This is a genomic window from Streptomyces sp. SCA2-17 (genome assembly GCF_044336695.1).
The window spans coordinates 4,291,029-4,311,514 of the sequence record NZ_CP117521.1 but is presented as its reverse complement, the minus strand read 5'-3'; the positions used below and the strand labels follow the sequence as shown (position 1 = coordinate 4,311,514).

Here is a 20,486-nt window from a genome sequence, read left to right as displayed (position 1 = left end):
CCTCCGGGCTTCGGCCACCCCATGCCCGTCTCCGTACACCGCCTGCAGTGCACGTCCGACGGCTCATGGCGCAAGGTGTCCCATGCTCCGGTGAAGGCGTGATGGTTCCTGTGGATCGGGACCCTGACGGTCGACAGGGCTGGCGGCGATGGCGACCGCGTTGCCGCGAGGCCCATGCATTGGCCTGGTCAATCGACCCCCGCCTGATGGGGCCCCTGCCGGACGTGATTGCCGCCAAGCCTTCAGTGGAGGGCTGGCAAACGGTTCTCGACCTCGTCGCCGCGAGCGGCTGGAATTACCGGTGCTCCGAAGGCGAGACGAACGCTTCCGACGCCTCGGGCGGACCGCCCGGCTGACGCCGAGCGCCCGGAGATGCGGATCTGACCGATGCCGACGTGCTGAGCAGCCCGATCTCTTGGCGTCGTGGGCCGGGTGGGGTGCACGTCCATGTGCACGGGACACAGCCCCGGCAGGGCGACGGCCGAGGGAGGGATCTCTGTCTCCTCGGACAGCTCCCGCTACGCCGCGTCGACGAGTCGGGCGTTCCATGATCGGCATGCTCATCAAGCGCGACCTGCCCGGTGAAGCCGGCCCTTACCGAGCAGAAACGGGTCCGGCCCGCCCCCGGAGGGGCGGGCCGGACCCGCAGGATTCAGTGGGGTTCCCGGATCAGAACTCCTCGTCGAAGCCGACCGTGCCCTCGACCGCGACCTGGTACGCGGAGGCGCGGCGCTCGAAGAAGTTGGTCAGTTCCTGGACGTTCTGCAGCTCCATGAAGGAGAACGGGTTCTCCGAGCCGAAGACCGGCTTGAAGCCGAGGCGCACGAGGCGCTGGTCGGCGACGCACTGGAGGTACTCGCGCATGGACTCGGTGTTCATGCCGGGCAGGCCCTCGCCGCACAGGTCGCGGCCGAACTGCAGCTCCGCCTCGACGGCTTCCTTCAGCATGTCGGTGACCTGCTGCTGGAGCTCGTCGTCGAAGAGCTCGGGCTCTTCCTGGCGGACGGTGTCGACGACCTCGAACGCGAAGTTCATGTGCATGGTCTCGTCGCGGAACACCCAGTTGGTGCCGGTCGCGAGGCCGTGCAGCAGGCCGCGGCTGCGGAACCAGTACACGTAGGCGAAGGCGCCGTAGAAGAACAGGCCCTCGATGCACGCGGCGAAGCAGATCAGGTTGAGCAGGAAGCGACGGCGGTCCGCCTTCGTCTCCAGGCGCTCCAGCTTCTCGACCTCGTTGATCCACTTGAAGCAGAACTGGGCCTTGTCGCGGATGGAGGGGATGTTCTCCACCGCGTCGAACGCGGCCGCGCGCTCCTCCGGGTCGGGCAGGTAGGTGTCGAGCAGCGTCAGATAGAACTGGACGTGCACGGCCTCCTCGAAGAGCTGCCGCGACAGGTACAGCCGCGCCTCAGGGGAGTTGATGTGCTTGTACAGCGTCAGCACGAGGTTGTTCGCCACGATCGAGTCGCCGGTCGCGAAGAACGCGACGAGGCGGCCGATCATGTGCTGCTCGCCCGGGGACAGCTTGGCGAGGTCGGCGACGTCCGAGTGGAGGTCGACCTCCTCGACGGTCCAGGTGTTCTTGATCGCGTCGCGGTAGCGGTCGTAGAAGTCCGGGTATCGCATGGGGCGCAGCGTCAGCTCGAAGCCCGGGTCGAGCAGGTTCTTCTGAGAAGAGGCTTCCGGCACGGAGTGCTGTCCTTCAGGGGTGGTGGTCGGGCGACGGGCGGGCATTACTGGCAGGCCTCGCAGGACTCGGGGTTCTCAAGGGAGCAGGCGATGGCGTCCGCGTCGGGCGCGGCCTGCTGCACCGGGATGGTGGCGGGGGCGGCGGAGCCGCCGGACGCGGCGCGGGCGATCCGGGTGGCCGGGCGCGAGCGCAGGTAGTACGTCGTCTTGATGCCCTGCTTCCAGGCGTACGCGTACATCGAGCTGAGCTTGCCGATGGTGGGCGAGGCCATGAAGAGGTTGAGCGACTGGCTCTGGTCGAGGTACGGCGTACGGGCCGCGGCCATGTCGATCAGGGCGCGCTGCGGGATCTCCCAGGCGGTGCGGTAGAGGTCGCGCACCTCCTGCGGGATCCACTGCATGTCCTGGATCGAGCCGTTGGCGTCCGTCATGGCGTCGCGCGTGGTGCGGTCCCACACGCCGAGCTTCTTCAGGTCCTCCACCAGGTAGGTGTTGACCTGGAGGAACTCACCGGAGAGCGTCTCGCGCTTGAAGAGGTTGGAGACCTGCGGCTCGATGCACTCGTAGACGCCCGCGATGGAGGCGATGGTCGCCGTGGGGGCGATGGCGAGGAGCAGGGAGTTGCGCATGCCGACCTCGGCGATGCGGGCGCGCAGCGCCTCCCAGCGGCCGGCCCAGGCCTTGACGGCGTTCGGGTAGTGGTCGGGGTGCAGCACGCCGCGGGCGGTGCGGGTGGCGGCCCAGGCCGGGTGCGGGCCGTTGCGCTCGGCGAGGTCGGCGGAGGCCTCGTACGCCGCGAGCATGATCCGCTCGGAGATCTTGGTGGACAGGGCCTTCGCCTCGGCCGAGTCGAAGGGCAGGCGCAGCCGGAAGAAGACGTCCTGGAGGCCCATCAGGCCCAGGCCCACCGGGCGCCAGCGGCTGTTGGAGTTGCCGGCCTGCTCGGTCGGGTAGAAGTTGATGTCCACGACGCGGTCGAGGAAGGTGACGGCCGTACGGACCGTGCGGTCGAGCTTCTCCCAGTCCATCTCGCCGTCGGCACCGAGGTGCTGCGCGAGGTTGACGGAGCCCAGGTTGCAGACCGCGGTCTCGCCGTCGTTCGTGACCTCGAGGATCTCGGTGCAGAGGTTCGAGGAGTGGACGACCGCGCCCTTCTCGGCCGTCTGGTTGGCCGTGCGGTTGGCGGCGTCCTTGAACGTCATCCAGCCGTTGCCGGTCTGCGCGAGGGTGCGCATCATGCGGGCGTAGAGGACGCGCGCCGGGATGGTCTTGACGGCCTTGCCCTCGGCCTCGTACGCGCGGTACGCGGCGTCGAACTCGTCGCCGTAGAGGTCGACCAGGTCGGGCGTGTCGGCCGGGGAGAAGAGCGACCAGTCCGCGTCCGTCTCGACGCGGCGCATGAACTCGTCCGGGATCCAGTGCGCGATGTTGAGGTTGTGGGTGCGGCGGGCCTCCTCACCGGTGTTGTCGCGGAGCTCCAGGAACTCCTCGATGTCGGCGTGCCACGTCTCCAGGTAGACGCAGGCGGCGCCCTTGCGGCGGCCGCCCTGGTTCACGGCGGCGACGGAGGCGTCGAGGGTGCGCAGGAACGGCACGATGCCGTTGGAGTGGCCGTTGGTGCCGCGGATCAGCGAGCCGCGGGAGCGGATGCGCGAGTACGACAGGCCGATGCCGCCGGCGTGCTTCGACAGCCGCGCCACCTGGTGGTAGCGGTCGTAGATCGAGTCCAGCTCGTCCAGCGGGGAGTCCAGCAGGTAGCAGGACGACATCTGCGGGTGGCGGGTGCCGGAGTTGAACAGCGTCGGGGAGGACGGCAGGTACGAGAGGGTGCTCGTCAGCCGGTACAGCTCCGCGACGTCGTCCAGGGCGCGCTCCGAGTGGTCCTCGGCGAGGCCGCAGGCCACGCGCAGCAGGAAGTGCTGCGGGGTCTCGATCACGTCGCGGTGGATCGGGTGGCGCAGCAGGTAGCGGCTGTGCAGGGTGCGCAGGCCGAAGTAGCCGAAGCGGTCGTCGGCGCCGTCGGCGAGGGCCTTCTCGACGAGCTCGTCCAGGCGGGCGGCGTGGGTGGCGACGAACGCGGCGGTCTCGTCCGCGATCAGGCCCTCCTTGTGGCCGACGGCGACCGAGGCCGAGAAGGAGGTGGCGCCCTGGCCGGCGGCCTCGTCAGCGATCGCGCGCGTGAGCAGACGCGCGGCGAGACGCGAGTACTCGGGCTCCTCGGCGATCAGGCCCGCGGCGGCCTCGGTGGCCAGCGAGCGGAGCTCGGCCTCGTCCGAGGTGGCGCTCCGGCCCCGCAGTGCGGCGGCGGCGACCTTGCCCGGGTCGGTGGCGGGAAGGTCGGCGGTGAGGTCGGTCAGGGTGCGCAGCAGCGCGGTCCCGGGGCCGCCGGTCGCTTCTTCCGCAGTCGCTGAGACGGGACCTGAAACCGGGTCTGCGGGCGCGATGGTCACTGAGGCTCTCCCTCGCTCGGCTGGGTGGGGGCCGGCGGGAAGAGCACGACGGTCGCGTACGGGCATGCCTGATGCGCAGGGCATGCCTCGTAGGCGTCCGCCGGCCCAACCCGCGAGGCCCGGACGAATTCAACGCCCATAGCCGAGCCAAGGGCAGGCTCGGTGGAGGGCGTGCTGCCGGCAGGTACTCGGACTCCTGCATGCGCGGCTTAACGGCATACATGCACCGTTGCGGGACAGTTCCGGATTTCCACCGGATTCCCCTGCGACGACAGCGAGGACGAGCATACATCTAGTGCCGCCCCTCGCACGCGCCCCCACATGTTGTGTCGCGCGGTAAGCGCATAGGTCGGAATGTGTTATCAGGCCCCGGTGTTGAGGGTGGGATCGCAGGTCACGCGCGGGCCGCTGCCGGGCCTCCCGCGGGCCGTTCGCGGGGCCTCCGCGGGGCGGGCCGCCGGGTACGACGAAGGGCCGCCACACCCCCTCCAGAGGGACGTGACGGCCCGGTCGGCCTCACGGGCCCGGGGGCCCGCCGGAGGTCGTTCTAGTGCCCGCCAGGGACCCCCGCGGTGGCCGGCGGGAGCTCCTGCTGGACCCCGGGGTCGCCGGCGTCCGCGGTGTAGTCGGCGGCCGTGGTCTCGTCCACGCCCTCCGGCGCGCCGAGCGCCTTCAGGACGACGGTGAGGACGATGACGACGATCACATTGAGCACGAAGGCGGTGAGCCCGATATAACCCTTTTCTCCAATAAGCGGGATGAGGTTGGTATTGCCGAAATGTTCCTGCGTGGCGCTCGGCGTGTCGTACGCCTTCCACGTGCCGTAGCCCATCCCCGCCGCCCAGCCGGCCAGCAGGGCCCAGCGGTGGAACCAGCGGGTGAAGAGCCCGCCCACCAGCGCCGGGACCGTCTGCAGGATCCAGATGCCGCCGAGCAGCTGGAAATTGATGGCGACCGTTTTGTCCATGGTGAGGACGAAGACGAGCGCGCCGACCTTCACCAGAAGCGAGGCGAGCTTGGAGACCTTCGCCTCGTGCGCGGGCGAGGCGTCCGGCTTGATGAAGTCCTTGTAGATGTTGCGGGTGAAAAGGTTCGCGGCGGCGATCGACATGATCGCGGCCGGCACCAGCGCGCCGATCCCGATCGCCGCGAAGGCCACCCCCGTAAACCAGTCCGGGAACATGTTCTCGAAGAGTTGCGGGATCGCGAGCTGGCCGTTCTTCACCTTGATCCCCGCGGCGATGGCCATGAAGCCGAGCATCGCGAGCAGACCCAGCATCAGGGAGTACAGCGGCAGGATCGTCGTATTGCGGCGGATGACGTTGCGGCCTTTGCCGGAGAGAACGGCCGTCACCGAATGCGGGTAGAGGAAGAGCGCCATCGCCGAACCGAGCGCGAGCGTCGCGTACGACCACTGCGCGTCCGGCCCGCTCACCAGCGCACCGCGCGGCTTGCCCGTCTCCGGGTTCTTCACCGCGAACGCTTCGCCCGCCTTCGCGAAGATGTGGTCGAAACCGCCCAGCTTGATGGGGATGTAGATGATCGCCACGATGATCACGATGTAGATCAGCGCGTCCTTGACGAAGGCGATCAGTGCGGGCGCCCGCAGCCCGGAGGAGTACGTGTAGGCCGCGAGCACGCCGAACGCGATCAGCAGCGGCAGGTCCTTCATAAACCAGTTCGAGCCGCCACCCACGCCCAGCACGTCCAGCACCGCCTGGATGCCGACGAGCTGGAGCGCGATGTACGGCATCGTCGCGAGGATGCCCGTGAGCGCGAGGGCGAGCGAGAGCCCCTTGGAGCCGAACCGGCCGCGGACGAAGTCCGACGACGTCACGTAGCCGTGCTTGTGGGCGACCGACCACAAGCGGGGCAGGAAGGTGAAGACCAGGGGGTAGCAGAGGATCGTGTACGGGACCGCGAAGAAGCCGGCCGCGCCGCCCGCGTAGATCGCCGCCGGGACGGCCACGAACGTGTAAGCGGTGTAGAGGTCGCCGCCGAGCAGGAACCAGGTGATCCAGGTGCCGAAGGACCGGCCGCCCAGACCCCACTCGTCCAGGTTGTCCGCGTTCTCGGCGCGCCGCCACCTGGAGGCGACGAACCCCATCACCGTGACGACCAGGAAGAAGAAGATGAAGACGGCGAGTGCCACGCCGTTCACGCCGTCCTTCACCGCTGCTCACCCGCCTTGCGGATGCGCTCGTGGCGCCGCACGATCACGTACGCGACCACCGTCAGCAGCGTCGAGACCGGCACCCACAGCATCTGGTACCAGTAGAAGAACGGGATGCCGATGAAGGCGGGGCCGGTCCGGGCGTAGGAGGCGACCCACAGCATCGCGGCGAAGGGGAGCGCCAGGCACAGTCCCGCCACGGCCAGGGGCGCGGTGACGACCGCCCTCCTGCTGCCGCCCTCCGGTGGTTCCGTCATGGTGGTGACTCCCCCCTGTGTGATCACTGCGTGATGCGCAGGAAATCTAGGCGAGGGGACCGCCGGGAGTCACCCCCCGTCCGCATATCGGTATGACAACGTCACGAGCCGGAGAAGTGAGGCCCGCCGGCGAGCAGTTCCGCCGCGGCCTGCCCCGAGACGCGGGTCGCCCCGTGCGTCGCGAGGTGCACGGCGCCCGGCGAGCGCGGGCCGGGGACGCCCATCTCGACCACGACGGCGTCGGGCCGTGCGCCCAGCAGCCGGTCCAGGGCGGCGGCCATCCAGGGGTGGCGGGCGGCGTCGCGCACCACGGCGACCAACGGCTTTCCGGCGGCGGGGGCGAGCACCTCGCGCTCCAGGACGCCCGCGTCGGCGGCGAGTTCGTCCTGGGTGAGGCGTACGGAGGTGGCGCCGGGGCGCAGTTCGCGCAGCGGGGCCGCCACGCCCCACGGGGTCCGCCGGTCGATGGCCAGGGTCGAGGCGGGGGCGAACTCGGCCACGTGCGGGTCGGCCGGCAGCGGAAGGGCGCCGTCCGTGCCGCCCACGACCCGCATGGCGCGGCGGGCGGCGACGAGCCCGATGCCGGACGTCCCGGCCGCGGCGCCCGTGGAGTCCTCCGCGTGCGCCCGGAAGCGCTCCCCCGACCAGGCGGCGAACTCCGCGACCCGCGCGGCCGCCCCGGCCAGCCGCTCCTCGGCCAGGACGCCGTCCCGGACGGCCGTTGCCAGCACGGCGGTCAGCAGCTCGGTGTGGGCTTCGGCCGCGTGCTCGCCGCCGACGCACACCGCGTCCGCCCCCGCGGCCACGGCCCGTACGCTCGCGCCGTCGATCCCGTAGCGCGCCGTGACCGCCTTCATCTCGATGCCGTCGGTGACGATCAGGCCGGTGAAACCCAGCTGCCCGCGCAGGAGGTCCACCAGGATGCGGGGGCTCAGGGTGGCCGGCAGCTCCGGGTCGAGCGCGGGGACGAGGAGGTGGCCGGTCATCACCACCCTGACGCCGGCTTCCACGGCGGCGGCGAAGGGCGGCAGGGCGGTCGCGGCGAGCTCCTCCGCGGTGGCGGTGACGCGCGGCAGGTCGAGGTGGGAGTCGACGGCGGTGTCGCCGTGCCCGGGGAAGTGCTTGGCGCACGCCGCGACGCCCGCGGACTGCAAGCCGCGCACCCATGCCGCGGTGTGCCGCGCGACCAGCTCCGTACCGGCGCCGAACGACCGGACGCCGATGGTCGGGTTGCGCGGGTTGGAGTTGACGTCGGCGCTGGGCGCGTAGTTCAGGGACACGCCGGCCGCGCGGAGCTCGCGGCCGATGTCGCGGGCGACGGACTCCGTCAGGGCGGTGTCGTCGACCGCGCCGAGCGCCAGGTTCCCCGGGCGGGACGCGCCCGTCCAGGCCTCCAGGCGGGTGACGTCACCGGCTTCCTCGTCGATCGCGATGATCACATCGGGGTTCTCGGCGCGGAGTTGCGCGGTGAGGCGGGCGACCTGCTCCGGGCCGGCGATGTTGCGGCCGAAGAGGACGACGGACGCGAGCCCGTCCTCGGCGATCCTGCGGCGCACCCAGTCCGGCGCCGTGGTGCCTTCGAATCCGGGTTGCAGCACCGCGTGGGAGAGCCGGCCGAGCCGATCACCGCGACCGTGGGAGAGCATGGCGGATACCTCCTGGTGCGATGCGGTGCAGTGACGCCCGGACAGTCGCGATATTGGACTGTACCAATAGGAGTGTCAAGGGCGCGCCGGGCTTCTGAGCTGTTGAAATGCCCTTCCGTTTGTGGTGAGTTGAGGGTCGCTTTGTGAATGCCGCGACAACCCGAGGCAAAGGGAGTTCGCCTTGCGCTGCTACGCACCCGTGGCCCGCCGCGAGATCCGGCTCTCCGGCGAGGGGCGCACCCGGTGCGCCGGGCCACCGCCAGAGATCCTCAAGGCGGCGGTCCGGCCGTGAGGTGGGCGGTCGCCGGCTACGGCGACGTCGTGCGGCGCCGTGTGCTGCCCGCCCTGCGCGCCCTGGGCGAGGAGCCGGTCTACGTCTGGGGCCGGGACGCGGGCCGCGCCGCCCGTACGGCCGCGGAGTTCGGGGTGCCCGCGGGCGGTGACGACCCGGCCCGGCTGACGGCAGCCGACGCGGTCTACGTGGCGACACCCGTCGCCGGCCACGTGCCCGTCGGGCTCCATGCGCTGCGGGCGGGCTGCCACGTCCTGATCGAGAAGCCGCTGGCGGGCGCGCTCGGTGGCGGGGGCGCGCTGACGGAGGCGGCGGCCGCGGCGGGGCTGTGCGCCGGAGTGGCGTATTACCGCAGGCTGGGGCCCGCGGCGCGGCAGTTGCGCGAGGCGCTCACGGCGGGCGCGCCCGCGCGCGTACACCTCACCTTCTGCACCCCCTTCGAGCCGGCCCCGGACGATCCCGGGCTCTGGCGCACGGACCCGGCCGTGGCGGGCGGCGGGGTGCTCGCGGACGCGGGCAGCCACCGCCTGGACCTGCTGCTGTCGGTGCTGGGCCCGCCCGTACGGGTGGGCGCGCGGTTCGGCCGCAGGTTTCCCGCCGGGGCGGAGCGGCGCGCCCACGTGACGCTGGGCTGGGCCTCTGGCACGTCGGCGGAGTGCCGCTTCGCCTGGGCCGGCGGGGCCGAGCGGGACCGGATCGACGTCACCGCCGGGGGCCGCTTCCTGACGCTGGACCCGCTCGACGCGGGGCTCGCCCCCGAGCCGCACGTACCGCTGATCGCCGACTTCACGGCGGCGGTACGGGAGGGCAGGGCGCCCGTCTGCCCGGTCGCGGACGCCGTGCTCGTGGACGACATCGTGACGACGGCCTGCTGGGCGGCACGGTTCCGGAATGGGTAGTACGAGTTCCGTAATAATTCGTGCACAGGTACGGAACAGGTAAAGCAGTGTTGCCGGGGAAACCCGTGAACTGCACCCCTTCGCGCCCCAAGTGACCCGGTCAGTCCGTAATTTGCGGAAAATTTAAGCTGTCACACGTAGGTAATGTGCGGGTAAATTGAATGTCGCGGCAGCCGTGCAGACTCGATGGGAACGGCACGGCATGCCCGGCATGAACGCATGCAAGCACGCATGAACGCCTGACCGAATGCTTGATCCGACCACACCGCGCCCCGCGTACGCAGCGGAGGGCGCAGGAGGCAGACCAAATGCAGACACTCATCGACAACGCCCGTTCGTTCGCCACGCACGTCGCCCGGCACGCGGACGCCTTCCGGGCCTTCGAATCCGGCCAGAGCCCCGAAGTCCTCTTCGTCACCTGCTCCGACTCCCGGGTCATCCCCTCCCTCATCACCGGCGCCCGCCCCGGCGAGCTCTTCGAGCTGCGCACCGCGGGCAACATCGTCCCCGAGTACCACAGCGGGCACCCCGCCGGAGAGACGGCCACCATCGAATACGCGGTGCGCGTGCTGGGCGTCCGCGACATCGTGGTGTGCGGCCACTCCCACTGCGGCGCGGTGAGCGCGCTCGTCCGGGGCGACGACCTCTCCGCCGCCCCGGCCGTACGGGGCTGGCTCGACCACGCCGCCCCGGGCCCCGTGCGGGGGGCCGCTCCGGACGCTCCGGCGGATCTCGCCGGGCCCGTGCAGCAGCACGCCGTGGCCCAGCTGGAGCGGCTGCGCGCCTACCCCTGCGTACGGGAACGCCTCGGCGAGGGCACCCTGTCCCTCCACGCCTGGTACTACGAAGTGCACACCGGGGCCGTCAGCGCGCACCGCCCCGAGCGCGGCGGCCGAACGCCGTTCGGGCCCCTGTGACGCGGCCTGCGCCCCTCGTTCCCCGACCGCACCACGAGGAAGAACCCTCAACCGCCATGCACGCAACCCTCAAAGCCTTCGCGTCCCTCAAGAGCGCCGCCGCGGTGCGGCGTGAGGTGCTCGCCTCCCTCGTCGTCTTCCTGGTGGCCCTGCCCTTGTGCGTGGGCGTGGCCGTCGCCTCCGGGGTCCCCGCCGAACTCGGCCTGATCACCGGCATCGTCGGCGGCCTGGTCGTGGGCGCCCTGCCCGGCAGCAGCCTCCAGGTCAGCGGACCCGCCGCGGGCCTGACGGTGCTCGTCTACGAGGCCGTCCAGCAGTTCGGGCTCGGCGCGCTCGGGGCGCTCGTCCTGGCCGCCGGCCTGATCCAACTCGCCCTCGGCGCACTGGGCTTCGGGCGGTGGTTCCGCGCGATCTCCGTCGCGGTCGTCCAGGGCATGCTCACCGGCATCGGGCTCGTCCTGCTCCTCGGCCAGCTCTACACGATGGCCGGACGCAAGGCCCCCGGCTCCGGCCCCGCGAAGATCGCCGGCCTGCCGGGCCTGCTGTCCGCCGTCGCCGGCGACCGCGCGGCGCTGACCGCCTGCGCGGTCGGCGCCGGCACCATCGCCGTCCTGGTGCTGTGGAAGCGGCTCCCGGCGCAGGTGCGGGCCGTCCCGGCGCCCCTCGCGGCGGTCGCGCTGGCCACGGCGGTGACCGCCGCGGCGGGCCTGGACGTGGCCCACGTGGAGGTGCAGGGCCTCGTCGATGCCGTCCAGCCGCCCGGCTTGGACGACCTCGGCGCGCTCGGCAGCCTGGCCGCGCTCGGCACCGTGCTCGCCTTCGCGCTCATCGCCTCGGCGGAGAGCCTGTTCAGCGCGGCGGCCGTCGACCGCATGCACGACGGCCCCCGCACCGACTACGACAAGGAGCTCATGGCCCAGGGCGTGGGCAACACGGTGTGCGGCGCGCTCGGTGCCCTGCCCATGACCGCGGTGATCGTCCGCAGCTCCGCCAACGTCCAGGCGGGAGCGCGCACTTCGCTCTCCCGCATCCTGCACGGCCTGTGGCTGCTGCTCTTCGCGGTGCTGCTGCCGGCCGCGATCGGCGTCATCCCGCTGGCCGCCCTCGCGGGCGTCCTCGTCCACGCGGGCTGCAAGCTCGTCCCCGTCAAGGAGCTCGGCCCCCTGTGGCGCGAGCACCGCGGCGAGGCCGTCGTCCTCGGGGTCACGGCCGTGGCGATCGTCGCGACCAACATGTTCGAGGGCGTGGTGCTCGGCCTGCTGCTCGCCGTCGTGAAGACGGCGTGGGAGACCTCGCACGCCCACGTCGCCACCCGCGAACTGACCGGCGGCAGGCTCGTCGTGACGGTGACCGGCAACGCCACGTTCCTGCGCCTGCCCAGGATCCTGGAGACCCTGGAGTCCCTCCCCAAGGACAAGCCCATAGAGCTCGACCTGACCGGCCTCCGGCACCTGGACCACGCGTGCCGCACGGCCCTGGAGAACTGGGCGGAGCGGCACAACGACGCCGGGACGGAGCCGGTGCTTCTGAAGCCCATGGATCCGGCGGCGCACAAGGTGCCGCAGATGACGTCGTGACCAGTGGCCCCGGCGGCGGAATTCACCCGCTCTGTCGAGCTGGACGCCTCCCGTACAACGCATAGATAAGGAGCGGGCCCGGCCGGTCGTGCGCCGGCCGGGCCCGGCCACGTCCGGTGCCCAACGACGGGAGACGAGTGATGCCCCGCTTCATGATGATCGTCAAGGCCAGCGAGGAGTCCGAGGCCGGAGAGTTGCCGACCAAGGAGATGATCGCCGAGATGAGTGCGTACAACGAGCAGTTGCACGCGTCGGGGGCGCTGCTCGCGGCGGACGGGCTGCACGCGTCGGCCGAGGGGGCCCGGGTGTCGTTTTCCGGGGGGAGGCCCGTGGTGACCGACGGGCCGTTCGCCGGGGCGAAGGAGCTGATCGCCGGGTTCTGGGTGATCCGGGCGGCGGACCGGGACGAGGCGCTGGAGTGGGCGCGGCGGGTGCCGTTCCGGGACGGCGAGATCGAGGTGCGGAGGATCTTCGAGCCGTCGGACTTCCCGCCGGAGGTCCTCCCCCCGCAGGACGCGGCGCGCGAGGAGGCGCTGCGTGACGAGCTGGAGCGGAAGAACCGGCCGTAGGGCGGGTGTGTGAGGGGTCTCCGGCGGTGCCGGAGACCCCCGCGCACGGTCAGTCGTTCGCGACGACCGGGTACCGCGGCGTGCCCTCTTCCATCTGCCGCAGCGCGTCCTTGCGGTCGCGCTTGGAGAGGCGGTCGATGTAGAGCCGGCCGTAGAGGTGGTCGGTCTCGTGCTGGAGGCAGCGGGCGAAGTAGCCGGTGCCCTGGACGCGGATGGGGTTGCCCTGGGCGTCCTGGCCGCGGACGGAGGCGTAGTCGGGGCGGGCGAGGGCGGCGTAGGCGGTGGGGACGGAGAGGCAGCCCTCGTTGGAGTCGTCCAGGATCCGGCGGTCGGCCGGCAGGTCCTCCAGGACGGGGTTGCACACGGCGCCCACGTGGCGCACGCCCTCGTCGTCCATGCAGTCGTAGACGAAGACCTTGAGGTCGACGCCGATCTGGTTGGCGGCGAGGCCGACGCCCTCCGCGGTGTGCTGGCTCGCGAACATGTCGTCGATCAGCTGCGCGAGCTCGTCGTCGAAGGAGGTGACGTCCTTGCACTCGCGGTGCAGGACGGGGTTGCCGACGACGGTGATCGGGCGGGACGTGCCGCGCTCGCGGTGTGCGAGCTCGCGCGCCTCGCAGTCCTCGGTGTCCACGATGAACTCGCCGTCCACCGGCTGGTCGGTCTCTTGCTGCGACTGCTGCGACATGTCCGCCGTTGTGCCTCTCTCAAAACCCCAATGGATGTCCTGTACAGGGTACGGGTCCCCGCCCGCGGCGCCGGGAGTCCTCGGAAGTGCTCAGCAGACCTCTTCCAGGTCGCGCCACTCCCGGCTGTCCGGGCTGTCCGCCACCCAGCCGTCCAGCAGGCCCCGCACCAGCCCGGCGGGGGCGGCGATGCCGCACTCGCGCTCGGGCACCCACAGGGAGCCGGAGCCGGCCGTGCGGTGGCCGAGGGGGCCGGGGTGGCCGGGCTCGCTGTGGTCGTGGGGGTCGAGGTGCTCGCCGTTGCCCTCGTCGCTGGGCATGCGGCTCTCCGAGCACGTGCGGCACAGGAGCCGCACGGAGGAGGACCAGTCCTCGGCGGCGAAGCCCGCGTCGGCGGCGAGCCGCTCCAGGGCGTCCCGGTCGGCCTCGGTGGCGGCCTCCAGGAGGACGACCCAGGTGGGCACGGGCGAGGGGGCCCACAGCTCGATCTCGTCGAAGACGGGGTAGGAGGGCCCGGCGGCGGTGACGCGCTCGCCGTGCGGGACGCCGTCGTGCAGCACGACCTCGCCCCAGCGGCGGCCCGAGGAGGGCAGCGGGATGGAGAGGACCTCCATCCGGGCCGGGTCGAGCCGGCGCCCCCAGACGACCTCCGCCTCGCCCTCGGGCGAGAGTCTGACGGCGGCGCTGCCGAGCTCCATGCCGACGGGCTCGCCGGCCGGGGTGCCCTCGCCGGGCACGCGCAGGCCGTACGCCTGCCAGGCGCGGCGGGCCAGCGGCCAGTCCTGCAGGGCCGTGGCGGCGATGCCCACGTTCCACCAGTCCGGGGCGCCGGCCTCGCGGTCCAGGAGGGCCACGGCGCGCAGCCCGGCGGCGCGGGCCTGCTCCCAGTCGTGGCGGAACTTGTGCAGCAGCGCCAGGTTGAACCACGACTCGGAGAGCCAGGGCTCCATGTCGGCCGCGCGGGTCAGGAGCGCGCCCGCGTCCTCGTACCGGCCGTCGCCGATGAGCGTGAAGGCACGGTCGGTGGCCTGCCGCCACGAGGCGGAAGGCCGGTGCCGTACCTTGCCGAAGATCCTCACGATTCCCGCCTGCCGGTTTCTGCGTGCGACCACGCCGGATGACCCAGGTGAAGGCCGCCGTCCTCCCTGACGACAACCTGCCACATCTCACTCTCTCCGGGAAGTCGCGCCCGTCACACCTCCGTGCCGGAGGCGGCGACGCGCCCGACGCCCCCCGTCGTCTCCGCGGTTTTTCCCGCCTTCTCTCCTCTGCTCTCCTCTTCGCATCCAACCATGCCCCTTTGGACGCCCGCTCATTACCCGTGGGTTCACCGCGGTACTCCCGCTTTGACCGGACTCTTACCTCTGCTCGGGCGCCCCCGGCCCGCCCCCGCGCGCGAGCACTCCGGCCAGGGCCGCCACCACCCGCGGGTCGTGTTCGTGGGCCGTGTCGAGCCGGAGGCGCTCCAGGGCGCACAGCGGGCCGCAGCCGGTCCGGCCGACGAGGTCCTCGTAGGCGTTGACCGTGCGGACGACGCGGGCGGCGAGCGGCTGCTCGCGGTACGGGTCGGCCTGGCGCTCGACCACGACGGCGACGTCGGAGGGGACGCCGGTGCGGCGGACGACGGCCCCGCCGAGGAGGGCGATGCGGCGGCGCTGCTCGGGCGGCAGGGGCTCGGTGGCCCCGGCGGGCACCGGGTCGAGGAGGGAGAGCTGACCGATGTCGTGCATGAGTGCGGCGTACTCCAGAACGGTGAGTCCGGTCTCGGACAGGCCGAGCTCGCGTCCGGTGGCGCGGCTGAGGGCGGCGACGCGCCGGGCGTGCCCGGGCGGGGTGTGGCCGGCGATCTCCGTGGAGCGGGCGAGGGAGGCGATGGTCTGGTGGTACGTGGCCCGCACGGCGGTGTAGCGGTGGAAGGAGAGCTGGGTGAGGAGCAGGGGCAGGCAGAAGACGGGCAGGGCCCACAGCCCGGCGACGCCCACGGCGAGGGCCATGACGACGCCGGTGGCGCAGATCGCGGTGCCGATGCCGGCGAGGGCCCGCAGTTCGTCGCGCAGGGCGGTGCCGTAGGGGCCGCCCGTACGGGCCCGGGTGAGCGTCGCGGCGAGGACGGCGTCGAAGAGGGTGGTCAGGGCGAGCACGAGGAGCAGGAGGAAGGCGTAGGCGGGGCCGTGGCCGGGCCAGTGGTCGAGGGCGCCGGAGTGGTGCAGGGGCTGGAAGCAGACGGCGGCGAAGGCCGTGGTGAGCAGGCGGCGCGCGAGGTGGTCGCGCGCGGGCGGGCGGCCGGTCGCGCCCACGAGGGTGGCGGCGAGCACCACGGCGACGACCTGCGGGGCGCCGTGCGCGGTGGGCTGCCCGCCGATCTCGCCGAGCAGGGCGTACGAGAGGGCTCCGGCGGCTCCTACGGGCGCGGTCTGGCGGTCGCCGGGGCCGGCGGTGGGGCGGCGGCGCCGGGCGGCTTCGCCGACGGCGATGAGGAGGCCGTAGGCGAGGGCGACGCCGGGCTGGGCGACGCCGTGCCAGGCGGTGCGGGCCAGGGCGGCGAGGGCGAGCGCGACGGCCGCGGCGTGCACGCTCCGTACCAGGAGTCCGTCAGGGCGCCCCGTCACCCCTCACCCCCCGGTTGGCCGGCCCCGGTGACCGGCCGGCGGGATGAAGGGACGTTTCCGCTGGGCGGAGTTGCACTCTCCGTAGCCTCCGAGGTCACTGTCGAATGCCATCCGTGACGGTCGAGGGCCGCGCACAGGGCGGCAACCATGCGAGGGTCGAACTGGCTTCCCGCGCAGCGCCGGAGTTCGGCGAGCGCGGCCGCTACGGGCCGGGCCCGGCTGTAACTGCGCGTGGAGGTCATGGCGTCGAAGGCGTCGGCGACGGCGACGACCCTGGCGAAGAACGGGATCTGATGCCCCATCAGGCCGTACGGATAGCCGCTGCCGTCCAGGCGTTCGTGGTGGTGGAGGATCGCGGCCCGCGCCTCGTCGAGGAAGCCGATGCCGCGCACCATCTCGTGCCCGTACTCCGGGTGCAGCTCGATGACGCGCCGCTCCTCCGGGGTGAGCGGGCCGTCCTTGCGCAACAGGCGGGTGGGGACGCCGAGTTTGCCGACGTCGTGCAGGATGCCGGCGAAGCGCAGCGCCTCCAGCCGCTCGCCGGCCATGCCGAGCTCGCGTCCGATGAGCACGGAGGCGCGCCCGACGCGCTCGCTGTGGCCGCGGGTGTAGCGGTCCTTGAGGTCGACGGCCTGGACCAGCGCCCGGATGGTGGCCTGGTGGGCGGCGCGCTCGCGCTCGCAGCGGTCCAGGAACCAGGAGGAGACGGACATCGGCAGCAGGACGAGCAGGGCCGCGGGCGGGCCGTAGGCGCTGTGCCACAGGGCGGCGGTGAGCAGGCCGGTGGGGCCGTGCACGAGGGCCGGCAGCAGCGGGCCGGGCAGCAGGAGGCCGCTCCAGGCGGCGCGCGGGCGGCGGCGCTCGGCGGCGACGCGGACGGCGCCGTCGAGGGCGGCGGCCACGAGGGAGAGGACGAGGGCCGCGGCGAGGGCGGGCGGCAGGGCGGCGGGGAAGTCCTCGGGGGCGAGCGGGGAGAGGCCGGTCTCGGTGCACACGGCCGGGGCGGCGAGGGCGAAGACGTGGGAGGCGGCGCAGGAGGCCAGGGAGAGCTGGGCGGCATGCCACAGCCGCCGGACCCACGCGGAGCGCTGCTCGACCCGGCCGACGAGCGCGCCCGGCACCGCCACGAGGCCCGCGGCGGCGGGCGGCAGCAGGAACGCCCCCGCGAGCAGGACCGGCAGGGTCAGGGTGCGGCGGGGCAGGCGCTCGCAGACGGCGCAGACCGCGGCCAGGAGGCCCACGGCGCACCAGGGGACGCCGGGTCCGGCCCGGAGGGCCGGGGCGGCGCACGCGACGGCGGCGAGGACGGCGCACAGCACGCACAGACGCGCTGCCGCCGGTAGTGCCCCCATGGTGCGTCCTCCCCGTCCCGTGAGGTGCCGACATGCTTGCCGTCAGGAAGGGGAGAATAGGGTCCGGCGGAGCCGGGGATCGTCGCATTCAGGGATTGCCCCGCGCGAACCGACCAGATGCACACGTTCGGGTGATTATCGGCGCCGGACGGCATGGGCGGGCCGGGCCGTATAAGGCCGTTGCGCCGGCAGGGGCGCATGAGGCCGGGCCGGGGTGAGCCGGATGAGCCGGATGAGCCGGATAACAACGCGGGCGCGCTACGTCTCGCCGCACGTCTGCGGCCGCGGGCCGGATCACCGCGGCGCGGGCGCGGGGCCCGCCCTACTCCTGCGTCGTGGCGCCCAGCGGGCCCGGCCGCGCGGGGCCGCCCGACGCGCTGCGGGTGCTCTTGGTGCCCGGCGTGCCTGACGCGCCCGGCCCGCTCCCGGCGCCCTTGGCCGTACGCGCGGCGGCCTCCGCCGCCCGGGCCTCGGCCACGACGTCCTGGTCGGGCACCGACTGCCCGGAGCGGATGAGCTCGATCCGGCCCATCACCTTCGACCGCAGGTCGGCCGGCACGTCGTCATGGCCGCAGCAGCGCTTGACCAGCTTCTTCACGGCCTGTTCCAGGCCGTACTTCTCCAGGCACGGGGAGCACTCGTCGATGTGCACCTCGAACTTGGCGCAGTCCCCGGCGGGCATCTCGTGGTCGAGGAACTCGTAGAGGTGGTCGAGAACCTCGGAGCAGTCCGTCTCGTGCGGGTCTCCGCAGCTCATGAGTCCGAGCCTTTCCGGTTGTGCGACTCGTCGGAGCCGTTCGGCGCAGCAGGGGCCGCCCCGGCGGGGACGAGACCCCGCTCACGGGCGTAGTCCTCCAGCATTCCGCGCAGCTGGCGGCGGCCCCGGTGGAGCCGGGACATGACCGTGCCGATGGGCGTACCCATGATGTCCGCGATCTCCTTGTACGCAAAGCCCTCGACGTCCGCGAGGTAGACCGCTATCCGGAATTCCTCGGGGATGGCCTGGAGGGCCTCCTTGACATCGGAGTCCGGGAGGTGGTCCAGGGCCTGGGACTCGGCGGAGCGCAGGCCGGTCGACATGTGCGACTCGGCGCGGGCCAGCTGCCAGTCCTCGATCTCCTCCGACGCGCTGCGCAGCGGCTCGCGCTGCTTCTTGCGGTAGGAGTTGATGAAGGTGTTGGTCAGGATGCGGTACAGCCACGCCTTGAGGTTCGTGCCGTCCCGGAACTGGTGGAAGGACGCGTACGCCTTGGCGTAGGTCTCCTGCACCAGGTCCTCCGCGTCGGCGGGGTTCCGCGTCATCCGCAGGGCGGCGGAGTACATCTGGTCGAGGAAGGTGAGGGCGTCCCGCTCGAAACGGGCGTTGCGCTCGGCAACGCTCTCCGCCGCGCCGGCCGTGGCGTCCACGGCATTCTCCGCAGCGGTGTTCGCGGCGGCGCCCTTGGCGGCGTTCTCGATGGCGCTCATGCCCGTGGCCCCGGTGTCTTCGGTCCCCTCGTCGGTCCCAGTGACCGGACCCACCTCCTCCAACACGACGGCGGGACCGGATGCGGACCCGCTCGAATCGGAGAATAGACGACGATCCCGCCCGTCCGCCGCTCCGGACGGGGCGGGCTGCGCCACATGCAGTGCGGACCATCCCAGGTCAGCGGTCTGCGGGCGGGACAGGCACGTGATCGAACCCATGCGGCGAGCTCCCCATTCTCGGTCGGCCAGTGGCTGATGACGACTGGCACAACATCGCCGGGGCACGCCGCATTCCCGGAATCCTCCGGAATTCAACAGGACTTCCGGAATTTGGAATTCCGAAAAGAGGCGGGCGCCGGTCGCTCGCGCGCGGGCCGGTCAGCCGCCGATGCCGTCCAGCCACTCCACGACCGCGCCGGCGAGCCCGGCCAGCGCCTCCTCCTGCCCGACGTCCGCCTTCTTCGGCACGGCGAAGCCGTGGTCGCCGTGCGGCACGGGCACCAGGTGCGTCCCGGACGGGAACTCCTCGGGGCGGCCGAACGGGTCCTTCGCGCCCTGGACCACGAGCGTGGGCAGCCCTGCGCCGGCCGCGCCGAGCAGCTCGTCCGCGCGGGACTTCTCCGGCTTGCCCGGCGGGTGCAGCGGGAAGCTCAGGGCGAGCACGGCGGCGGCACCGAGGCCGGCCGCCGTGCGGCAGGCGACGCGGGCGCCCGCGCTGCGCCCGCCCGCCACGACCGGCGGGCCGGGCTTCCGCAGCGCCGGCCACAGCGCGGTCCACGCCGCGTCCAGGGTCTTCGGCGCGGGGGCGACCTTCTTGCCGGCGACCCGCCAGGGCTGCTCCACCAGGGCCACGGTGACGCCGTGCGCGGGCAGCGCGGCGGCGAGGGCCTGGAGGTCGCGGGCCTCGATGCCGCCGCCGGCGCCGTGGCCCAGGGCGAGCACGAGGCGGGCGCGGGGGGCCGGGTGCCAGTGGATGCGGGCGTCTCCGGCGGGGGTGGGAACGGTCTCGATCACCGGTCCATCATCGTCCACCCGCGCCGCGCAAGAGGGGACGCGGTCAGAACAGCGTCGCCTCCTCCGGCGCCTCCAGCTCCTCCACGAGCTCCGGCCCGTTGTTGCGCACGTCGCTGACCGCCGTCGTGACGGGGTAGGCGCGTACGGACCCGGCGGGCGGCGCGGCCAGCAGGGCCCGCAGCTCCTCGGTGCCGGTGCGGGCGGGGTCGAGCCAGGCGGCCCACCGGTCCGGCGGCAGCACGAGCGGCATCCGCGGGTGGATCTCGGCCAGGGAGTGCGGCCCGCCCTCCGGCGCCGCGCCGCCCTCGGGGAGGGCGAAGGGCTCGTGCTCGGCCTCCGTCGTGAGGACCGTGCAGGTGGCCCACCAGGCCTGGGGGTGGTCGGGCGGCAGGGTGGGGTCGCGCCAGAACTCGTACAGCCCGGCCATCGCCATGACCGACCCGTCGACCGGGGTGACGAAATAGGGCTGCTTGCGGGGGCGCTTCTTGCGGCCCTTCTCCTCCAGCTCGCGCTCCGCCGCGCCCGTGACCCACTCGTAGTAGCCGTCGGCGGGTATGAGGCAGCGGCGCGCCTCGAAGGCCCTGCGGTAGGACGGCTTCTCGTGGACCGTCTCCGACCGGGCGTTGATCATCTTGGCGGCGCCCTCGGGGGATTTCGCCCACGACGGCACGAGGCCCCAGCGCAGGACCCGCAGCTGGCGAACCGGACGCTGGTCTGCTGCGTCTTTCAGGGGACGCTCGAGCACCGCGTACACGCTCTTCGTCGGGGCCACGTTCCAGTCCGGGGCGAGGGCCTCGGACGGCTCCCACTTCTCGACGCCGAAGAGCCCCACGAGATCCTCGGGCTTACGGCTCGCCGCATATCGACCACACATATTGGCCACCCTGCC

16 protein-coding genes, 1 pseudogene and 1 riboswitch are annotated in these 20,486 nt (G+C 72.6%); of the genes and pseudogenes, 4 read left to right on the top strand and 13 right to left on the bottom strand.

Features of this window, described 5'->3' with window-relative positions; all coding sequences use genetic code 11:
- Positions 1–669 precede the first annotated feature (669 nt).
- The 5 genes from PS271_RS19670 to PS271_RS19650 all read right to left on the bottom strand — a co-directional run bounded on the left by PS271_RS19670 (position 670) and on the right by PS271_RS19650 (position 8,215).
- Positions 670–1,734, bottom strand: coding sequence for a ribonucleotide-diphosphate reductase subunit beta (locus PS271_RS19670; protein ID WP_398383393.1), 1,065 nt, complete (start codon positions 1,732–1,734; stop codon positions 670–672).
- Positions 1,734–4,139 (bottom strand): ribonucleoside-diphosphate reductase subunit alpha, encoded by a 2,406-nt coding sequence (locus PS271_RS19665; RefSeq protein ID WP_398383391.1) that lies wholly within the window; start codon positions 4,137–4,139, stop codon positions 1,734–1,736. Before PS271_RS19665 ends, PS271_RS19670 begins: the two co-directional genes overlap by 1 nt.
- 174 nt (positions 4,140–4,313) lie before the next feature.
- A riboswitch (adenosylcobalamin-variant (AdoCbl-variant) riboswitch) is annotated at positions 4,314–4,414 on the bottom strand.
- A gap of 272 nt (positions 4,415–4,686) precedes the next feature.
- Entirely contained in the window at positions 4,687–6,312 is a 1,626-nt protein-coding gene (gene mctP, locus PS271_RS19660) for a monocarboxylate uptake permease MctP (protein ID WP_398383389.1), read from the bottom strand.
- Positions 6,309–6,569 carry a DUF3311 domain-containing protein gene (locus PS271_RS19655; protein ID WP_398383387.1) on the bottom strand — a complete coding sequence of 87 codons (261 nt, stop codon included), beginning with the start codon at positions 6,567–6,569 and terminating at the stop codon, positions 6,309–6,311. The genes mctP and PS271_RS19655 overlap by 4 nt, the downstream gene beginning before the upstream one ends.
- Before the next feature lie 101 nt (positions 6,570–6,670).
- Complete coding sequence (locus PS271_RS19650) at positions 6,671–8,215, bottom strand: glycoside hydrolase family 3 protein (protein WP_398383385.1); 1,545 nt, start codon at positions 8,213–8,215, stop codon at positions 6,671–6,673.
- A 288-nt stretch (positions 8,216–8,503) separates the two neighbouring features.
- Here PS271_RS19650 and PS271_RS19645 point away from each other — a divergent pair, with 288 nt between their 5' ends.
- The 4 genes from PS271_RS19645 (at position 8,504) to PS271_RS19630 (ending at position 12,469) form a co-directional block, all read left to right on the top strand.
- Positions 8,504–9,406, top strand: a complete 903-nt coding sequence (locus PS271_RS19645; RefSeq protein WP_398383384.1) for a Gfo/Idh/MocA family protein — start codon at positions 8,504–8,506, stop codon at positions 9,404–9,406.
- 308 nt (positions 9,407–9,714) lie between these two features.
- Positions 9,715–10,323: a carbonic anhydrase gene (locus PS271_RS19640; RefSeq protein ID WP_398383382.1), complete on the top strand. Its 609-nt coding sequence runs from the start codon at positions 9,715–9,717 to the stop codon at positions 10,321–10,323.
- Positions 10,324–10,379: 56 nt separating this feature from the next.
- Positions 10,380–11,900 carry a SulP family inorganic anion transporter gene (locus PS271_RS19635; protein WP_398383380.1) on the top strand — a complete coding sequence of 507 codons (1,521 nt, stop codon included), beginning with the start codon at positions 10,380–10,382 and terminating at the stop codon, positions 11,898–11,900.
- A 140-nt stretch (positions 11,901–12,040) separates the two neighbouring features.
- Positions 12,041–12,469: a YciI family protein gene (locus tag PS271_RS19630; protein WP_398383378.1), complete on the top strand. Its 429-nt coding sequence runs from the start codon at positions 12,041–12,043 to the stop codon at positions 12,467–12,469.
- A 49-nt stretch (positions 12,470–12,518) separates the two neighbouring features.
- Here the strand turns inward: PS271_RS19630 and def are convergent, their stop codons facing one another.
- The 8 genes and pseudogenes from def to PS271_RS19590 all read right to left on the bottom strand — a co-directional run bounded on the left by def (position 12,519) and on the right by PS271_RS19590 (position 20,471).
- Positions 12,519–13,157, bottom strand: coding sequence for a peptide deformylase (def, locus tag PS271_RS19625; RefSeq protein WP_398383376.1), 639 nt, complete (start codon positions 13,155–13,157; stop codon positions 12,519–12,521).
- A 90-nt stretch (positions 13,158–13,247) separates the two neighbouring features.
- Positions 13,248–14,234, bottom strand: coding sequence for a tetratricopeptide repeat protein (locus PS271_RS19620; RefSeq protein WP_120753988.1), 987 nt, complete (start codon positions 14,232–14,234; stop codon positions 13,248–13,250).
- Between the two features lie 279 nt (positions 14,235–14,513).
- On the bottom strand, positions 14,514–15,764 hold the full coding sequence (locus tag PS271_RS19615; RefSeq protein WP_398383375.1) for an HD-GYP domain-containing protein: 1,251 nt from the start codon (positions 15,762–15,764) through the stop codon (positions 14,514–14,516).
- Positions 15,761–17,116: an HD-GYP domain-containing protein gene (locus tag PS271_RS19610; RefSeq protein ID WP_398383373.1), complete on the bottom strand. Its 1,356-nt coding sequence runs from the start codon at positions 17,114–17,116 to the stop codon at positions 15,761–15,763. The genes PS271_RS19615 and PS271_RS19610 overlap by 4 nt, the downstream gene beginning before the upstream one ends.
- A 322-nt stretch (positions 17,117–17,438) precedes the next feature.
- The gene (gene rsrA, locus PS271_RS19605) at positions 17,439–17,873 is read right to left on the bottom strand and encodes a mycothiol system anti-sigma-R factor (RefSeq protein ID WP_398383371.1); all 435 of its coding nucleotides are present in this window, start codon (positions 17,871–17,873) and stop codon (positions 17,439–17,441) included.
- A pseudogene (locus PS271_RS19600) lies at positions 17,870–18,505 on the bottom strand (sigma-70 family RNA polymerase sigma factor); the annotation flags it as partial. The gene rsrA and the pseudogene PS271_RS19600, both read right to left, overlap by 4 nt.
- Before the next feature lie 456 nt (positions 18,506–18,961).
- Positions 18,962–19,597 carry an alpha/beta hydrolase family protein gene (locus tag PS271_RS19595; RefSeq protein ID WP_398383369.1) on the bottom strand — a complete coding sequence of 212 codons (636 nt, stop codon included), beginning with the start codon at positions 19,595–19,597 and terminating at the stop codon, positions 18,962–18,964.
- A gap of 43 nt (positions 19,598–19,640) precedes the next feature.
- A complete protein-coding gene (locus PS271_RS19590) occupies positions 19,641–20,471 on the bottom strand; it encodes an SOS response-associated peptidase (protein ID WP_398383368.1) in 831 nt (276 codons plus the stop codon).
- Positions 20,472–20,486: the final 15 nt, after the last annotated feature.

Excerpts from the sequence above, each read along its gene's own strand:
- PS271_RS19670 (WP_398383393.1), bottom strand. The coding sequence starts at position 1,734 with ATGCCCGCCCGTCGCCCGACCACCACCCCTGAAGGACAGCACTCCGTG.
- PS271_RS19655 (WP_398383387.1), bottom strand. The coding sequence starts at position 6,569 with ATGACGGAACCACCGGAGGGCGGCAGCAGGAGGGCGGTCGTCACCGCG.
- PS271_RS19650 (WP_398383385.1), bottom strand. The coding sequence starts at position 8,215 with ATGCTCTCCCACGGTCGCGGTGATCGGCTCGGCCGGCTCTCCCACGCG.
- PS271_RS19640 (WP_398383382.1), top strand. The coding sequence starts at position 9,715 with ATGCAGACACTCATCGACAACGCCCGTTCGTTCGCCACGCACGTCGCC.
- PS271_RS19635 (WP_398383380.1), top strand. The coding sequence starts at position 10,380 with ATGCACGCAACCCTCAAAGCCTTCGCGTCCCTCAAGAGCGCCGCCGCG.
- PS271_RS19630 (WP_398383378.1), top strand. The coding sequence starts at position 12,041 with ATGCCCCGCTTCATGATGATCGTCAAGGCCAGCGAGGAGTCCGAGGCC.
- def (WP_398383376.1), bottom strand. The coding sequence starts at position 13,157 with ATGTCGCAGCAGTCGCAGCAAGAGACCGACCAGCCGGTGGACGGCGAG.
- PS271_RS19610 (WP_398383373.1), bottom strand. The coding sequence starts at position 17,116 with ATGGGGGCACTACCGGCGGCAGCGCGTCTGTGCGTGCTGTGCGCCGTC.
- rsrA (WP_398383371.1), bottom strand. The coding sequence starts at position 17,873 with ATGAGCTGCGGAGACCCGCACGAGACGGACTGCTCCGAGGTTCTCGAC.
- PS271_RS19590 (WP_398383368.1), bottom strand. The coding sequence starts at position 20,471 with ATGTGTGGTCGATATGCGGCGAGCCGTAAGCCCGAGGATCTCGTGGGG.